The organism is Curtobacterium sp. MCLR17_055, assembly GCF_003234305.1.
GTDB lineage: Bacteria > Actinomycetota > Actinomycetes > Actinomycetales > Microbacteriaceae > Curtobacterium > Curtobacterium flaccumfaciens.
This window is the reverse complement of sequence record NZ_QKSX01000015.1, coordinates 89,347-106,867: the sequence shown is the minus strand read 5'-3', so window position 1 is coordinate 106,867 and position 17,521 is coordinate 89,347. Positions and strand designations below refer to the sequence as shown.

Here is a 17,521-nt window from a genome sequence, read left to right as displayed (position 1 = left end):
GCATCCGCGGGAGCTACCGGACCGCCCTGACGTACGGCGCGGTGGGGGCGACCCAGGCGTCGGACCTCATGACCTACCCGCCGGACCGCCGTCCTCGCCGCGCTCACGCTCGTCGCGTTCGGCGTGGCGGCGACCGCCCGGGTGCTGGTGGACGTGACGACCTCGGCCGCAGCGTCACCCGCGCGGTACGCCACCGCCGCGATCGCCCCCGAGTCGTGGAACGGCTTCGACACCGCGAACGTCATCGCCGCTGTCGGGGCGAGCTGCGCCGGTGCCGGGGTGCTGCTGTTCGGTGCTGCGCTGGTGTCGGCGGTGCGGCGTGATCGCGGCCGCCGGCTGGCGCTGGCCCTCGCGGTCGTGACGCTCGCGATGGTGGTCGGCGCCGTGATCGCCGGGGTGGCCTCCGGCGAGCAGACCGACTTCGACGCGGCTGCCCACTGGGCCATCCTGCGGACCGCACTGGCGGGACTGGCCGCAGCGAGCCTCCCGGCCCTCTGCCTGGCCGCCCTGCGGGCCCACGCCCGCCGGACCGGCTGAACCGGCGCTACTTCTTCTTCTCTTCGACGTCGCCGGAGAGCGCCGCGATGAAGGCTTCCTGCGGGACCTCGACGCGACCGATGGTCTTCATGCGCTTCTTGCCCTCCTTCTGCTTCTCGAGGAGCTTGCGCTTGCGGGTGATGTCACCGCCGTAGCACTTCGCCAGGACGTCCTTGCGCATCGCGCGGATGCTCTCGCGGGCGATGATGCGGGCGCCGATGGCAGCCTGGATCGGCACCTCGAACTGCTGGCGCGGGATGAGCTTGCGGAGCCGCTCGGTCATGAGCGTGCCGTAGGCGTACGCCTTGTCGCGGTGCACGATCGCGCTGAAGGCGTCGACCTGGTCGCCCTGCAGCAGGATGTCGACCTTGACGAGGTCGGCGGCCTGGTCGCCAGTGGGCTCGTAGTCGAGCGACGCGTAGCCCTGGGTCTTGCTCTTCAGCTGGTCGAAGAAGTCGAAGACGATCTCGCCGAGGGGCATCTCGTAGCGGATCTCGACGCGGTCCTCGCCGAGGTACTCCATGCCGAGCAGGGAGCCGCGGCGCTGCTGGCAGAGCTCCATGATCGCGCCGACGTAGTCCTTCGGGGCCAGGATCGCGGCGCGGACCATCGGCTCGCGGACCTCGACGATGCGCCCGGTCGGGAACTCCGAGGGGTTCGTGACCTCGGTCACGGCGTTGTCCTCGGTCGTGACCTCGTAGATGACGCTCGGGGCCGTGGTGATGAGGTCGAGGCCGAACTCGCGGGACAGCCGCTCCGTGATGATCTCGAGGTGCAGCAGTCCGAGGAACCCGCAGCGGAACCCGAAGCCGAGCGCGACCGAGGTCTCCGGCTCGTAGACCAGTGCGGCGTCGGAGAGCTTGAGCTTGTCAAGCGCCTCGCGGAGCACCGGGTAGTCGCTGCCGTCGATCGGGTACAGGCCCGAGAACACCATCGGCTTCGGGTCCGTGTAGCCGGGCAGCGCCTGGGTCGCGGGCTTCTGCGCGCTCGTGACGGTGTCGCCGACCTTGGACTGGCGGACGTCCTTCACACCGGTGATCAGGTAGCCCACCTCGCCGACGGACAGCCCCTTCGTGGGCTTCGGCTCCGGGCTCGAGACCCCGATCTCCAGGATCTCGTGCGTCGACTTGGTCGACATCATCTGGACCTTCTCGCGGGGCGAGATGGTGCCGTCGATCATGCGGACGTAGGTGACGACGCCGCGGTAGCTGTCGTAGACCGAGTCGAAGATCATCGCGCGGGGCGCCGCTTCGGCGTCGCCGACGGGGGCCGGAACACGACGGACGACCAGGTCGAGGAGCTCGGGCACCCCGACGCCCGTCTTGCCGGACACCCGGAGGACGTCCTCGGGCTTGCCACCGATGAGCTGTGCGAGCTCGGCGGCGTACTTGTCCGGTTCGGCCGCCGGCAGGTCGATCTTGTTGAGGACCGGGATGATCTCGAGGTCGTTCTCGAGCGCCAGGTACAGGTTCGCGAGCGTCTGCGCCTCGATGCCCTGGGCGGCGTCGACGAGCAGGATCGCGCCCTCGCAGGCGGCCAGGGAGCGCGAGACCTCGTACGAGAAGTCGACGTGCCCGGGGGTGTCGATCATGTTCAGCGCGAAGGTCTCACCGTCGAGTTCCCACGGCATGCGCACGGCCTGCGACTTGATCGTGATGCCGCGCTCGCGCTCGATGTCCATGCGGTCGAGGTACTGCGCACGCATCGCGCGGTCCTCGACGATGCCGGTGATCGACAGCATGCGGTCGGCCAGCGTCGACTTGCCGTGGTCGATGTGCGCGATGATGCAGAAGTTGCGGATCGCGTCGGCCGGGGTCGCTGCGGGCTCCAGCGGTGCGGATGCTTGTGGGCTCACGGTTCCTCAGGTGGGTCGGACGGTCGCAACAGTCTCCCACGCTTCACCCGACCTGGAGGCACGGCGCGCGTCCGCCACGCACGGTGCGCGTTCGGTGCGCGTCTGGTGCGCCCTCGCGCCGGCGTGCTGGACGCCGCACGGTGCGACGTCGGCGGGGCCGTGCGCAGTCGACCGCCCGGTGACCGGATGCTGCGCGGCACGGGGCGAGCAGCCTCGCACCAGGTGGAGGACCACGCACCGTGCGCCGTCCTGCCGACCGGCACCGGGCCTCCCGGCCGTGTGGACCGCGCGTCAGACGGTCGCGTGCGCCGGAGCCGGCAGGGCGCCGAGGCCACGCCGGAGGTCATCCGCGGTGGCTGCGAGGCAGACGCGGATCCAGCCCTCGCCGGTGCGTCCGAAGGCGCTGCCCGGTGCGACGGCGACCCGCTCGCGCTGCAGGAACCCCAGCGCCCACTCGGCGATGTCCCCGTCGGAGGCGTGCGACATGTCGACCCACAGGTAGAACGCCCCGCGCGGGTCGAGGTACCGGATGCCGGCGGCGTCGAGGGTCTCCTTCGCGACCTCGAGGTTCGCGCGGTAGTGCTCCCGGGCGTCGCGCACCGCGGAGTGGTCCCCCACGATCGCCGCGAGGGCCGCGTACTGGTCGGGTTCGGCGACGCAGCTGATCATGGCCTCCTGCGTGGTCCGCATCGTCGCGCCGAGCCCCTTCGGCGTGACGAGGTAGCCGACGCGGACGCCGGTCATCGCGTACGTCTTGCTGAGCGAGAACGCCGAGAACACGCGGTCGTCCTCGTCGAGCGCCGCCAGGCTGACGTGCCGGGTGCCGTAGGTGAAGTACTCGTAGACCTCGTCGCTGATGACCCAGAGGTCGTGCCGCTTCGCGAAGGCCAGCAGCGCGCGCAGGGTCTCCTCGCCGAAGACCGAGCCGAGCGGGTTCGACGGCGAGTTGACGATCAGGACCCGGGTGCGCTCGGTGACGCTCGCCTCGAGGGCCTGCAGGTCGGGTTCGAACCCGTGCTGCGGCTCCAGCCGGTACGGCACCGGGGTCGCCCCGATGATGTGGGCGTTCATCGTGAAGGTCGTATAGCCGGGGTCCGGCACGAGGACCTCGTCGCCCGGGCTCAGCGTCAGCGTCATCGCCTGGAACAGCGCCTGCGTCGCACCGATCGTCATCCAGATCTGCTCGAGGTCGGCCTCGATCCGGTTCTCACGGCGGAGCTTGTCGCGGACGGCTTCGCGGAGGGGCGCGATCCCGCCGTTCGGGGTGTACCCGGTGCGGTCCTTGGTCCAGGCACGACGGGCGGCCTCACCGATGTGCGGCGCCACCGGGACGTTCGGCTCGCCGATCACGAGCATCGTGACGTCCGTGCCGCTCGACTGCAGCAGGGCTGCCTGCTCGAAGACCCTCCGGATGCCGGAGGCGGGCACGGTGTCGATGCGCGGTGCGAGGGAGGGCATGTCCGTCACGGTATCCGGTGCGTGTTGCCGTGGGGTTTCGGCGCGGTCGGCCGCGGGCTTCCGCCGATCCGGCGGTGTTTCGTGCTTTGGTGGCAGCCCGCTTGCCTGGTAGTGTTGGTGGCTGGCTTCCGCGTTCCCCGCCCACGGGTGGAACGCGATGCGACCAAGGGCCCCTCTACCCTGCGGTCGCGCCCACCCGTACGAGACGAGCAGGAGCAATTCATGGCGAACATCAAGTCGCAGATCAAGCGCATCAAGACCAACCTCAAGGCCACCGAGCGCAACAAGGCGTACAAGTCGGAGCTCAAGACGCACATCCGTCGTGCCAACGACGCCGTCGCCGCCGGTGACAAGGACAAGGCCGTTGCCGCCCTGGCCCTCGCGTCGAAGAAGCTCGACAAGGCCGTGAGCAAGGGTGTCATCCACAAGAACCAGGCCGCGAACCGCAAGTCGGCCATCGCGAAGAAGGTCTCGTCGCTCTGACGTCCTGACCCTTCTGGTCCGAAGGCCCCGCACCGTTGGTGCGGGGCCTTCGTCGTGTGTGGGGCTTTGGGTTCGCTTCGTGAGCAGGAACGGTCGGGTCGCGAGGGCGGACCCGACCGTTTCTGCTCACGAAGCGCCGGCCGACCGGCGCGAGGGACGGCCGGGAGGCCCGACTCGCCTCAGCGGGGCTCGCCGCGTCGGGCGATGGTGCGGACCATGACCTCGAGCGCGTAGTGCGCGTCGCGCGAGCCACCCTTCACCGCGGTGTCCGCCTCGGCGATGCTGATGATCGCGTTCGCCAGCCCGGACTCGCTCCAGCCGGCGACGTCACGCTGCGCGCGCTGCACCTGCCACGGCGCCATACCGAGCGCCGAGGCCGCCTGCCCGCTCGGGCCCCGGAAGGCGCTGACCTTCGCCATCGTGCGGATCTTGCTCGCGAACGCGGCGACGATCGGCACGGGTGCCTCGCCGGTGGCCAGGGCGTGCCGCAGCTCGACGATCGCCGGTGCCGACCGGCCCGCGAGGGCGATGTCGGCGACCTTGAACGCGTTCGTCTCGACGCGACCGCCGTAGTACTTGTCGACGACCTTGTCGGTGATCTCCTCGGCCTCGTCCGCCAGGAGCTGTCGGCACGCGGCGGCGAGTTCGGCGAGGTCGTCGGCGAACGCGGTCACCAGGGTGCGGACGGCGGAGGGCGCGATCCGGCGTCGTGCGGCGCGGAACTCGGCGTTCACGAAGTCGATGCGGTCGGTCTCGCGCTTGAGCTCGTCGCACAGCACCTCGACCCCGCCGCCGACACCGCTGCGGATCGTGTCGAGGAGCTTCTTGCCGCGCACACCACCCCCGTGCCGGAGCACCAGGGTGACGTCGTCGGCCGGGGCCTGCAGGTACGAGATCGTCTCGGTGATGAAGGCGTCGGTGCACTTCTCGACGTTCGTGACCTGCACGAGTCGCGGCTCGCCGAACAGCGACGGGCTGGCGAGGGTGGCGAGGAGCCCGGGGGCGTACTGGTCGGCTTCGAGGTCGTGCACCTCGAGCGCGGGGTCCTCGCCCTGCAGCAGGTCCTTCAGCACACCGCGGGCGCGGTCGGCGAGGAACGCTTCGGGCCCGGTGATGAGCACGACGGGCGCCGGACGGATCCCCGACCAGGGCACCTGGTCGATCTTCGCTGCGGCGCGCGCGGGCTTCTTGGCGGCCATGTGGTCCTTCCGGTGATGCCGGCCCGGACGGTGCCGGGTCGAGTGGTGCACCGTCGATCCTACGGGCGGCCGCCGACGACGAGCGCTCCGTCCACACCCGCACCTCGTCGCTGCCGGACCGGGCGAGCACCACGGTGCCGAGCTCGTCGGTGCGGAGCGGCAGCGTGCCCGCGGCCTCGAGCATGCCGAGGGCCGATGCCGTCGGGTGTCCGTAGGTGTTGTCCGCGCCGACCCCGATGAGCCCGACCCGCGCGGCGAGCCCCCGGTAGAGCTCCGGGTCCTGGTCGGCCGAGCCGTGGTGCGCCACCTTCACGACGTCGATCGGCCCCACCGGCAGCGCCCCGGCGTTCCGGAGCCGACGCTGCGACGACTCCCCCAGGTCGCCGAGGAAGACCCCGGTCAGGCACGCCGGACAGGAGTCTCCGTCGGCCGGCCCCGTGGCCAGCACGATGCTCGCGTCGTTGCCGGCGGCACGGTCGCCGACCAGCGGCCACACCACGCGCCAGGCGAGCGGCCCGAGGGTGCCGGAGACCCGGTCGTCCGCCGTCCGGACGTCGACACCGGCACGCCGGAGGTCGTCGACCACCCGTTCGTCTGACGCACGGCCGACGGGTCCGACCAGGGCGGTCTCGACGGCGCCGGCCACAGCATCCACCGCACCGACGTGGTCGCGGTCGAAGTGCGTCAGGACGAGCAGGTCGATCCGGGTGACCCCGAGCAGGTCCAGGCACGCCCGGAGCCGTTCCTCGTCGTCGCCGGTGTCCACGAGCGCGACGGCGTCGTCACCGCGGAGGAGCACGGCGTCCCCCTGCCCGACGTCGCACGCGGCGACCGACCAGTCATCCGGCACCGATCCCCGGACGACGAGCACCGGAACGGTGACCGCTGCGACACCGACCACGACCACGACCCCCGCGGCGAGCAGCAGCCGGGAGCCGAGCTGACCCCGGACCAGCACGGCGACCGCGATGCAGCCGCACACGAGCACGGCGGTGGCCACACCGAGCACCCCGGCCGGCCAGGGCGCCGAGGCGTACGGCAGGGCGGCCGCCCCGTGTGCGATGCCCCCGACGGCGGCGGCCGGGACCCACGCGACGGCCGCGAGCCCCTGCGCACCCACCGGCCACACCGGAGCGAGGCCACACGCGGCGAGCCCGACCACCGTGACGACCGGCGCGAACGGCTCCGCCAGCAGGTTCGCCGGCACCGCGTAGGTCGGGAGCGCCGCCGACAGCGGGATCGTCACCGGCCAGCACGCCACCTGCGCCGCGACGGGGATCGCGAGTGCCGCGGCGAGCGGCGGCCACACACGACGCGCCAGGAGCTCGGTGAGCGGCGGGCCGAGCACCACGATCCCGCTCGTGGCGAGCACGGACAGGGCGAACGCGAACGACCGGGCGAACCAGGGGTCGACGACGAGCATGCCGACCGCGGCGAGGGCGATGAGCGGGACGCCCCGCACCGGTCGACCGGCCAGGTGCACGACGAGCACCACGATCGCCATCACCGTCGCCCGGACGATCGAGGGGTCGGGCCGCACGAGCACGACGAACACCAGGAGCACGCCGACGGCCGCCGCCGCTCGGGGGCCTCTCGGTAGCCCGCAGGCACGGCCGAGGACCACGACGAGGCCGACGACCACCGCGCAGTTCGCCCCGGACACCGCCGTCAGGTGCGTCAGCGCCGAGGTCTCCATCGCTGCCTCGGTCATCGGGTCGAGGCCGGAGCGGTCCCCGATCGCGAGTCCGCGCAGCAGTGCCGCTCCGGGCTGCGGCAGGTCGGCAGTGGCCCGCACGAAGGCCTGTCGCGCGGTGTCGGTGGCGCCGAGCAGTCCGTCGGGCGGCACCGACGACGGCGTCCCGCGCGCGAACGCCACGAACGCGGTCGCCGATCCGGGTTCGTCCGGCTGCACGGCGGCGGTCACGGCGACCCGGGCACCGGCTGCCAGCACGGCACCCGGTGCACCGCTGTGCTGGTCGGGGACGAGTCGGATCGGCACGCGGAGCCCGTCGAGCTCGTCGGCGCGCACGAGCGTCGCGGTGACGGAGCGGTCACCCGGCACGAGGTCGCGGGTCAGCACCGCCTCGACGTTGACGCGCCCCGCCCCCGGACCGGCGACGAGCGCACGGAGCGGTTCCGGGGCCCGCCTGGACTCCCCAACGGTGACCGACACCGCGAGCAGCGTCGTCAGGGCCCCCGCGACGAGCAGCAGCCCGGCGACGACCACCACGATCCCGGTGCCCCACCGCCACCGGAGTACGATCCCGCTGACGCCGGTCAGGAGCGCCGCAGCCCCACCGACCACGGGTGCCACGTCGGGCACGCCGATGAGCACGGTGGTCGCGATCCAGGCGACGGCCATCGGCACCGCGACCCGCAGGTCGATCGCACTCGGCGCGAGCTGCACCGTCGCCCCTCAGACCCGCACGCGATCGCGGAGCTCGGCGAAGCGCACGTCGCCGATGCCGCTGACGTCGAGCAGGTCCTCGGCCGCGGTGAACCGGCCGTGCTCGTCACGCCAGGCGATGATCCGGCCGGCCAGCCCCGGTCCGATGCCGGGCAGGGTCTCGAGCACGGCCTGGTCGGCGGTGTTCAGGTCGACGACGGCCGACCCCTCGCCCCCGGTGCCCGCCGAGCCACCGACGCTCCCGGCTCCGGCGGTGGCAGTCGGCCCGGCGGCAGCACCGTCCGCCACCGGCCCGAGCGCCTCAGGTACCTCCTGTTGCCCGACCCGGGGCACGTACAACCGCTCGCCGTCCGTCAGCACCCGGGCCAGGTTCAGGCGGTCGAGGTCGGCGTCGTCGGTGGCCCCACCAGCACGTTCGAGCGCGTCACCGACCCGGCTCGATGCCGGCAGCTCGACGACACCGCCCCGCCGCACCGCCCCGAGCACGTGCACCACGACGCGCCCCGCACCAGGAGCGGACGGAGCAGCACCGGCAGACGCACCAGCCGACGGCGACGGGCCGCCCGACGCCGCACCGGCCGTCGGCGCCCCACGCACGACGACCCCGCCCGTTCCTCCAGCGCCCTCGCCACCACCCGACACCAGCGCCCCGACGAGCACCACGAGGACGGCGACCACCACCACGACAGCCGCCAGCACCACGGCGGCCCGCGGTGACAGCGCGAGACGGGACCACCAGGGTCCGGGAGACGACGGGGACGACATGCCCCGAACGCTACGGAGCCCGGCCGATCGGCCGGGCTCCGGAGGTCACACCCGTGGACGGGTTCCGCGAACGCCCCTGCTGTGAGGGACGACGCCAGCGACGGTCGCTACCCCTTGATGGCGATGTTCACGAGCTTCGGCGCCCGGACGATCACCTTCACGATCTCCCGGTCACCGATGTACCGCTGCACGTTCGCCGACGACCGTGCGAGCTGCTCGAGCTCGTCCGCCTCGATCGACTTCGACACCTCGAACGAGTCACGCACCTTGCCGTTGACCTGCACGACGGCCGTCAGGGTCTCCTGCACGAGCAGCGTCGGGTCGGCCTTCCGCCAGCCGTACGTGGCGACGGTGGCCTCGTAGCCCAGCCGCTCCCACATCTCCTCGCCGGTGTACGGCGCGAAGACGCTCAGCCCGAGCGCGATGGTCTCGACGGCCTCGCGCACGGCGGGGTCACCGGCACCGGGGCCGCTGTCGATCGCCTTGCGGGTGACGTTGACCAGGTCCATCAGTCGCGCGATCACGACGTTGAACTTGAACGACTCCATCATCCCGGGGGCGTCGGCGAGGAACCGGTGCGTGACCTGGCGGAGAGCCCGGTCGCCGTCGGCCCACACGACGTCGCGTGCGGACGTGACGTCGAGCGCCAGGCGGTACGCCCGCGCCAGGAAGCGTGCGGAGGCGGACGGGGAGACGTCCTCCCAGTTGATGTCGTCCTCCGGTGGGCCCGCGAAGCCCATCACCAGGCGGATCGCGTCGACGCCGTTCGCGTCGAGCTCGTCGCCGAGCGAGACGCCGCCCTTCGACTTCGACATCTTCGAGCCACCGGACAGCACCATGCCCTGGTTGAGCAGGGCCGAGAACGGCTCGGTGAAGTCGAGGTACCCGAGGTCGAAGAGCACCTTCGTGACGAAGCGGGCGTAGAGCAGGTGCAGGATCGCGTGCTCGATGCCGCCGATGTACTGGTCGACCGGAGCCCAGCGGCGCGCGGCTGCCGGATCGAACGCCTGGGTGTCGTCGTTCGCCGACAGGAACCGCAGGAAGTACCACGACGAGTCGACGAAGGTGTCCATCGTGTCGGTGTCGCGGAGCGCGGGCGTGCCGTCGACGGGGTTCGGGACGTTCACCCAGTCGGTCGCGCCACCGAGCGGAGACGTGCCCTTCGGCTTGAGGTCGAGCCCCTCGGTGTCGGGCAGCACGATCGGCAGCTGGTCCTCGGGCACCGGGTGCTCGGTGCCGTCGGCACCGTGGATGATCGGGATCGGGGTGCCCCAGAAGCGCTGGCGCGAGATGAGCCAGTCGCGCAGGCGGTAGGTCTTGGCGGCACGGCCGGTGCCGCGCTCTTCGAGCAGCGCGATGGCAGCGGTGATGGCGTGCTGCTTCGACATGCCGTCGAGCGGCCCGGAGTTGATCATCCGGCCCTGACCGGTCAGCGCTTCGCCGGTGGCGACCGGGTCGAGGGTCGGCACGTCGAAGTCGTCGAGCGTCGCGCCCTCGGGGATGACCGGGATCGCGCCGGTGACGGCGGCGTTCGTGTCGACGACCACCTTGACGGGCAGGTCGAACGCCCGCGCGAAGTCGAGGTCGCGCTGGTCGTGCGCGGGCACGGCCATCACGGCGCCGTGGCCGTAGTCGGCGAGCACGTAGTCGGCGGCCCAGATGGGCAGGCGCTCCCCCGTCAGCGGGTGGATCGCGGAACGGCTGAGCGGCACACCGGTCTTCGGGCGGTCGGCGTTCTGCCGGTCGATCTCGGACGTCTTCTGCGTCGCCGTCAGGTAGGCGTCGAAGTCGTCACGGACCGAGGCCGGCACCGACGGGTCGGCGACGAGCTCAGCCGCCAGGTCGGAGTCCGGCGCGACGACCAGGAACGTCGCCCCGTGGATCGTGTCCGGGCGGGTGGTGAAGACCGTGACGGGCTCGTCGCGGCCCTCGATCACGAAGTCGACGTCGGCACCGACCGAGCGGCCGATCCAGTTGCGCTGCTGCGCGATGACCTTCGCCGGCCACCGCCCCTCGAGCTGGTTCAGGTCGTCGAGCAGCCGGTCGGCGTACTCGGTGATCTTGAAGTACCACTGCGTGAGCTTCTTCTTCACGACGACGGCGCCGGAGCGGTCCGAGGTGCCATCGGGCAGGACCTGCTCGTTCGCGAGCACGGTCTGGTCCACCGGGTCCCAGTTGACCCAGCTGTCCTTGCGGTACGCCAGGCCCTTCTCGTACATCTTCAGGAACAGCCACTGGTTCCACTTGTAGTACTCGGGGTCCGAGGTGTGGATCTCGGTGGTCCAGTCGAACGACGGCGCATAGCGCTTGAAGGACGCCTTTTGCTGCTCGATGTTCGCGTAGGTCCAGTCCTTCGGGTCCACCCCGCGCTTGATCGCCGCGTTCTCGGCGGGCAGCCCGAAGGAGTCCCAACCGATCGGGTGCAGCACGTTGAAGCCCTGCTGACGCCAGTAGCGCGCGACGAAGTCCCCGAGCGCCCAGTTCTCGGCGTGCCCCATGTGCAGGTCGCCGGACGGGTACGGGAACATCTCGAGGATGTACTTGCGCGGACGGGTGTCGTCGAGGTCGGTGGTGAAGAGCCCGAGCTCTTCCCAGCGGGGCTGCCACTTCTCCTGGATACGACGGAAGTCGTAGGCGTTCGGGTCCTCGGCGTGCTGCTCGGTGGTCACGGTCGTCAACGATACAAGCCGGGAGGCCCGTCCCGCGTCCGCCTGTCGGCTCACCCGGCGAGCAGGCGTCCGTCCCGCATCCGCAGGGTGCGGTCGACCAGGTCCGGCGCCACCGGGACGTGCGAGACGATGACGACCGTCCGGCCCGCTGCGCGGGCCGTGGTGACGAGGTCACGCAGCACGGTGTCACCGAGGTCCGGGTCGACGTCTGCGGTCGGTTCGTCGAGCACCAGCACCGGGAACGCGTGCAGCAGTGCGCGGGCGAGCGCGAGCCGGTGCGCCTGGCCGCCGGAGACGAGCACGCCGCGTTCCCCGACCGAGGCGTCCAGCCCGCCCCGCCGGACGACCCACTCCCCCAGGCCGACCCGGTCGAGCACGGCGAGCAGTTCCTCGTCGGTCGCGGTCTCGCGGGCGAAGAGCAGGTTCTGCCGCACCGACTGGTCGAACACGAACGGGTCCTGTTCGATCAGGCCGACCCGGGCCCGCACCGCATCGGGGTGCATCGCCTTCGCCTCGACGCCGTCGAGCGTGTAGGAACCCTCGTGCTCCACGAACCGGACGAGCGCGTCGACCAGGGTCGACTTGCCGGCACCGCTCGGCCCCTCGAGCACGACGACCTCGCCGGGGGCGAGCGTGAACGAGACCCCGTCGACTGCACGCTCGGCAGCACCAGGCCAGCGGACGGTCAGGTCCTGCACGGCGAGCGTGACCGGCCCCTCGACCACGAGCGACGCCGGGTCGGCGTGCTCGTCGGGCTCGGGGACGATGCCGACGGGCACCTCGGCGGGCACGACCTGCTCGACCCGTTCGGCCGCAGCACGCACCCGGCGGAGCGTCAGGACGGCGAGCGGGACGGTCCCGACGACCTCGAAGAGCGCCAGCGGCACGAAGACCGCCAGTGCCCAGAGCGGACCGTCGAGCGCACCGGACACCACGGCGGGGGCACCGACGGCGAGGATCCCGATCACCGCACCGCCACCGACCAGGCCGACGAGTGCACCGACGAGCGACTCGACCGTGCCACGGCGGCGGACGGCCCGGGTGACCCCCGCGTCGAGCCGGGCGATGTGCGCGAGCCGCTCGTCGAGGGTGCCGTAGGCGGCGAAGACGTCGAGCGTCCGGACGGTGTCGAGCACCAGGTCCGCGACGCGACCCCGGTCGGCGGCGGTCTCGCGGTCCGAGCGCTCGGCGATCGCCCGGGTGACGATCGTGCCGACCAGGGCCGCGACCGCCAGCGCGAGGACGAGTACGAGCGCCGCCGGTACCGACACGAGCGCCACGGCGACGACCGACAGCACCGCGACGACCCCGGCGGAGACGAGCGGCCCGACGACGCGGATCGGCAGGTCCTGCAGCCGGTCGGTGTCGGTCACCAGGCGCGTCATGAGGTCGCCGCGTCCGGTCCGCCCGAGTCCGGCGGGCGCGATCGACGCCAGCCGCCGGTACATCTCCGTCCGCACCACGGCCAGTTGCCGGAAGGACGCGTCGTGCCCGGCGAGCCGGTCGACGTACCGGAGCACGGCACGCCCCAGCGCGAAGGCACGCACGCCGACCATCACGAGCGTCAGGTACAGGATCGGCGGGTGCTCGGCGGCACGGGTGATCAGGTAGCCGCTCGCGGCGAGGAGCGCGACGGCGCAGACCGCGCTGAGCGACCCGGCGGCGACCGCCTTCGCCCAACCCGACCCGTGCGGCATCGCGAGCCGTAGGACGGAGCCGCCACGGGCCTCCCGGCTCATGCGCGCACCCCCCTGCGGACCGTCACGGACCCGCCGGCGCCGACGTCCACGCGGACGTCCGCCGCGGCGACGACCGCGGGTCGGTGGCTGGCGACCACGACGACGGCGCCGTCGGCCGCCAGGGCACGGGCGGCCGCGATGACGCGTTCCTCGGCCTCGGCGTCCAGCGCGGACGTCGGCTCGTCGAGCAGCACGAGGGGCGTGGCGGCGCGGCGTGCGCGGTACAGCGCGCGGGCGACGGCGACACGCTGTGCCTGGCCGCCGGACAGTCCGCTGCCACCGGCGCCGACCGGGAGGCCCGGGTCGAGTCCCAGCCCCGCGTCGCCCAGGGCGGTGCGCACGTCGGCGTCGTCGGGGGTCGCGCTGAGCGCGACGTTCTCGGCGATCGTCCCGCGGACGAGACGCGGCCGCTGGTCGGCCCAGGTGGTGCGCTCGGCGACGGAGGCATCGGCCGGGCCGGGCACGGTGACGACGCCGTCGTGCGGCAGGACGCCGCGGAGTGCGGCGATGATGCTCGACTTGCCGGAACCGCTCGGGCCGGCCAGCACGACGACGGTGCAGGGCTCGGCGTGCAGGTCGAACGGCCCGATCACGACGTCGGGTCGGCGGACGGTGAGCCCGAGGACGTCCAGGGCGGTGGCGAGTGTGACGGCGTCCGTGTCGGCGCCGTCGGTCCCGCTCCCGCCGCTTTGGCTCCGGCTGCTGCGGCCGGGGGCCGGGGCGTCACCGTCGTCGTCGGCCAGCACGTCGAGCACCGCGGCCGAGGCCTCGACGCCGTCCTGGGCGGCGTGGAAGTCGGCGCCGACCTGGCGGATCGGGGCGAAGGCCTCCGGTGCCAGCACGAGCACGAACATCGCGGCACCGAGGCCGAGCGAGCCGTCCACCAGGCGGATGCCGATCGAGACGGCGACCAGTGCGACGGACAGACTCGCGGCGAGCTCGAGCGCGAAGCCGCTCACGAAGGACAGCCGGAGGACGCCGATCGTGCCGCGGCGGTACTCGTCGGTGACCGCCCCGATGCGACCGACCTGGCGGCGCGCACGGCCGAAGACCTTGAGCGTGGCGAGCCCCTCGACGGCCTCGGTGAAGGCACCACCCAGCTTCGCGAGGGCGTCCGACTGCTTCCGCTGCAGCGACTGCGTGGCCAGGCCGATCAGGATCATGAAGACCGGGATCACGGGCAGGGCGAACAGGATGATCAGCCCGCTCGTCAGGTCGCCCAGGCCGATCGCGACCAGGAGCATCGGCGTCGCGATCGCGGTGAGCGCGAGCTGCGGCAGGTACCGGCCGAAGTAGGCGTCGAGTGCGTCGAGCCCGGGGCCGAGCGTGGTGGCGAAGCCGGCGCTCGACCGGCCCGCGAGCCACGACGGACCGCGCTCGGCGGCGCGGGCGAGCACCGTCGTGCGCATCTCGCTCTTCACCTTCGCCGCTGCGCGTGCCGCCAGGTCGTCGGTCGCCCACGCGGCCACCGCACGCAGGACGAACGCCCCGCCGAGCAGCGCGAGCGCCTGCCCGAACGCCGCCGGCACCGTGCCGTCGCCGACGGCGTCGACCCCGAGGGTGACGGCCGCGGCGATCCCCCACGCGATCGCGATGGTCGCGAGCGTGCGGAGGACACCCGTGCCGGCGGCGGCGACGATGAAGCCGCGCGCCGTCCGGGACAACCGCAGGAGTCGGGGGTCGAGGGGCTTCATCGTCGTCCGCCTAGTGCGCGGCCGCGGTGACGTGGGCGCGGGAGACGCGCTTGCGGAACACCCAGTAGGTCCAGGCCTGGTACGCGAAGACCAGGGGCACGAAGATCAGCGCGACCCAGCTCATCACGGTCAGCGTGTACGACCCGGACGAGGCGTTGTACACGTTCAGGCTGTTGGCGACGTCGTTCGAGGCCGGCATCACGTCGGGGAAGATCGCCGTGAACATCGCGAGCACGATCGCGGCGATGGTGACCGCCATCAGGGTGAAGGCACGCCCCTCCTTGCCCCAGGCGTTGCAGAGCACGGCGAGCACCAGGGCCAGGGCGGCGACCACGGAGAGCACCAGCGAGGCCGGGGTGGCCCGGACGAAGGCCATCGACACCAGGAACGCGGCGCCGACGACGATCGTGACGATGCCCGCACGGGTCGCCAGGCGCTTGGCGCGGACGCGGATGTCGCCCTCGGTCTTCAGTGCGACGAAGACGACCCCGTGGGTGAAGAACACCAGCAGCGTCGCGGCGCCGGTCAACAGCGCGAACGGGTTGAGCAGGTCGAAGATCGTGCCGGTGTAGTTGTGCCCGGCGTCCATCGGGATGCCACGGACGACGTTGCCGAACGCGACGCCCCACAGGAACGACGGCACCGCACTGCCGACGATGATCATCAGGTCGAAGCGGCGCTTCCACTCGAGGTGTTTGTTCTGGTGCCGGTACTCGAACGACACCCCTCGCAGGATGAGTGCAGCGAGGATGAGCAGCAGCGCCAGGTAGAAGCCGGAGAACATCGTGGCGTACCACTCCGGGAACGCCGCGAACAGGCACGCCCCGGCGACGATGACCCAGGTCTCGTTGAGGTCCCAGACCGGGCCGATGGTGTTGATCAGGACCCGACGGTCGGTGTCGTCCTTGCCGAGGAACGGCAGGGACATGCCGACACCGAAGTCGAATCCGTCGAGGACGAAGTAGCCGACGAAGAAGACGCCGACGATCGCGAACCAGAGAACGGGGAGATCCATCAGGCAGCGTCCATTTCTAGTAGACCGTCACTTCGTGCTTGACCTCGCCGGTCTCCTCGTCGACCTCGTCCGGGTCGGCGGGCCCCTCTTGCGCGACCTTCTTGATGAGCTTGAACTCGACGACGGCCAGCGAGCCGTAGATCAGGGTGAAGACCAGCAGCGAGATGAGGACCTCGAGCCCGGTCACGTTCGGCGACACACCGTCCTTCGTCTGGAGCAGCCCGAACACGAGCCACGGCTGGCGGCCCATCTCGGTGAAGACCCAACCGACGATCATCGCGGCCATCGGCAGCGGCACCGTCCAGGTGGCGATGCGCCACACCCAGCGCTGCGTCGGGAACCGGCCCTTGCGGGTCAGCCACAGCCCGACCAGCGAGACCATGACCGCGCCGACGCCGAGGGCGATCATCCAGCGGAACGACCAGTAGGTGACCCAGATGATCGGCTTGTAGTCGCCGGGGCCGTACACCTGCATGTACTGCGCCTGCAGGTCGTTGATGCCCTCGACCGTGCCGTTGAACGTGTGCGTCGACAGGAACGACAGCAGGTACGGCACCCGGATCGAGAACAGCTCGTGCACGCCGTCGGGCGTGCCGAGCGTGAAGATCGAGAACGAGGCGTCCTTGCCGGTCGCGGTGTTGTACAGCGCCTCGGCCGCCGCCATCTTCATCGGCTGCGTGTCGACCATCGTCAGGCCGAGCTGGTCGCCGGTCAGGACGGTCAGCGCGCCGGCCGCGAGCATGGTCCACATGCCGAACTTGAGCGCCGGCATCATCGTCTCGAGGTTCTGGTTGCGGGCCAGGTGGTAGGCCGCGACCGAGATGATGACCGCCGCGGCGACCATGAAGCAGGCGAAGAGCGTGTGCGGGAACGCGGCCAGGGCGACCTTGTTGCCGAGCACCGCCCAGATGTCGGTGAGCTCCGCACGGCCCTTGGCCTCGTTCATCGCGAAGCCGACCGGGTGCTGCATGAACGCGTTCGCGGCGATGATGAAGTACGCCGACATGATCGTGCCGGCGCTCACGCACCAGATGCTCGCCAGGTGCAGGCCCTTGGGCAGGCGGTCCCAGCCGAAGATCCAGATGCCGATGAAGGCCGCTTCGAAGAAGAACGCCAGGATCCCCTCGAGCGCGAGCGGTGCGCCGAAGACGTCACCGACGAAGCGCGAGTAGTTCGACCAGTTCATGCCGAACTGGAACTCCTGCACGATGCCCGTCACGACACCCATCGCGAAGTTGATCAGGAAGATCCGCCCGAAGAACCGCGTCAGCTGCAGGTAGTGCGCGCGGCCGGTCCGGTACCAGGCGGTCTGGAACACGGCCACCACGGCTGCCATGCCGATCGTCAGCGGGACGAAGAGGAAGTGGTAGATGGTCGTCAGACCGAACTGCCACCGCGACAGGAGGAGCGGATCGAGGAGGTCGTTCATGCGGCGATTCCGAGACGGGTGGCCGCGCGCTGTTCGTGCACGTCAGTTGCTTCCTGTGGAACGGATACATCAGGTGTCACAGCCCTTGGGACACCCCAACGCTATCGCTATGGACTCCACTTCGACAACTTGTAGAACCAGTCTCTGCACAAACGTGCACGGCCCCTGCACGGCACAACCGTGCGGCACAGATGTTCGCGCTGCCTGCTCCACGAACGACGACAGGCGCCGGGTGGACACCCGACGCCTGTCGCTTTGTTCGGAGGGCTGT

The 17,521-nt window shown here is 71.4% G+C and carries 11 protein-coding genes and 1 pseudogene; 2 read left to right on the top strand and 10 right to left on the bottom strand.

All coding sequences use genetic code 11. The annotated features are described in order from the left end of the window. Nucleotides 1-123: 123 nt before the first annotated feature. Complete coding sequence (locus DEJ09_RS13790) at nt 124-537, top strand: hypothetical protein (protein ID WP_111088952.1); 414 nt, start codon at nt 124-126, stop codon at nt 535-537. 7 nt (nt 538-544) lie between these two features. Here the strand turns inward: DEJ09_RS13790 and lepA are convergent, their stop codons facing one another. Both lepA and DEJ09_RS13780 read right to left on the bottom strand, forming a co-directional pair. Then, nucleotides 545-2,392, bottom strand: a complete 1,848-nt coding sequence (lepA, locus tag DEJ09_RS13785) for a translation elongation factor 4 (RefSeq protein WP_017886664.1) — start codon at nt 2,390-2,392, stop codon at nt 545-547. A gap of 291 nt (nt 2,393-2,683) precedes the next feature. Further along, nucleotides 2,684-3,850: a pyridoxal phosphate-dependent aminotransferase gene (locus tag DEJ09_RS13780; protein ID WP_111088951.1), complete on the bottom strand. Its 1,167-nt coding sequence runs from the start codon at nt 3,848-3,850 to the stop codon at nt 2,684-2,686. Between the two features lie 222 nt (nt 3,851-4,072). On the opposite strand from DEJ09_RS13780, the gene rpsT reads away from it, so the two are divergent. Continuing rightward, nucleotides 4,073-4,333: a 30S ribosomal protein S20 gene (rpsT, locus tag DEJ09_RS13775; protein ID WP_017886662.1), complete on the top strand. Its 261-nt coding sequence runs from the start codon at nt 4,073-4,075 to the stop codon at nt 4,331-4,333. A gap of 179 nt (nt 4,334-4,512) precedes the next feature. Here the strand turns inward: rpsT and holA are convergent, their stop codons facing one another. The 8 genes and pseudogenes from holA to DEJ09_RS13730 form a co-directional block, all read right to left on the bottom strand. Beyond that, a complete protein-coding gene (gene holA / locus DEJ09_RS13770) occupies nt 4,513-5,532 on the bottom strand; it encodes a DNA polymerase III subunit delta (RefSeq protein ID WP_027465301.1) in 1,020 nt (339 codons plus the stop codon). A 670-nt stretch (nt 5,533-6,202) separates the two neighbouring features. Continuing rightward, a pseudogene (locus tag DEJ09_RS18520) lies at nt 6,203-7,228 on the bottom strand (ComEC/Rec2 family competence protein); the annotation flags it as partial. Nucleotides 7,229-7,948: 720 nt separating this feature from the next. Next, nucleotides 7,949-8,704 (bottom strand): ComEA family DNA-binding protein, encoded by a 756-nt coding sequence (locus tag DEJ09_RS13755; protein ID WP_111088949.1) that lies wholly within the window; start codon nt 8,702-8,704, stop codon nt 7,949-7,951. A gap of 107 nt (nt 8,705-8,811) precedes the next feature. After that, the gene (leuS, locus tag DEJ09_RS13750; RefSeq protein WP_111088948.1) at nt 8,812-11,373 is read right to left on the bottom strand and encodes a leucine--tRNA ligase; all 2,562 of its coding nucleotides are present in this window, start codon (nt 11,371-11,373) and stop codon (nt 8,812-8,814) included. Between the two features lie 50 nt (nt 11,374-11,423). Further along, nucleotides 11,424-13,112 carry a thiol reductant ABC exporter subunit CydC gene (gene cydC / locus DEJ09_RS13745; protein WP_111088947.1) on the bottom strand — a complete coding sequence of 563 codons (1,689 nt, stop codon included), beginning with the start codon at nt 13,110-13,112 and terminating at the stop codon, nt 11,424-11,426. Continuing rightward, a complete protein-coding gene (gene cydD / locus DEJ09_RS13740; protein WP_111088946.1) occupies nt 13,109-14,806 on the bottom strand; it encodes a thiol reductant ABC exporter subunit CydD in 1,698 nt (565 codons plus the stop codon). The genes cydC and cydD overlap by 4 nt, the downstream gene beginning before the upstream one ends. Before the next feature lie 10 nt (nt 14,807-14,816). After that, complete coding sequence (cydB, locus tag DEJ09_RS13735) at nt 14,817-15,821, bottom strand: cytochrome d ubiquinol oxidase subunit II (protein WP_110864636.1); 1,005 nt, start codon at nt 15,819-15,821, stop codon at nt 14,817-14,819. 16 nt (nt 15,822-15,837) lie between these two features. After that, nucleotides 15,838-17,250: a cytochrome ubiquinol oxidase subunit I gene (locus DEJ09_RS13730; RefSeq protein ID WP_111088945.1), complete on the bottom strand. Its 1,413-nt coding sequence runs from the start codon at nt 17,248-17,250 to the stop codon at nt 15,838-15,840. Nucleotides 17,251-17,521: the final 271 nt, after the last annotated feature.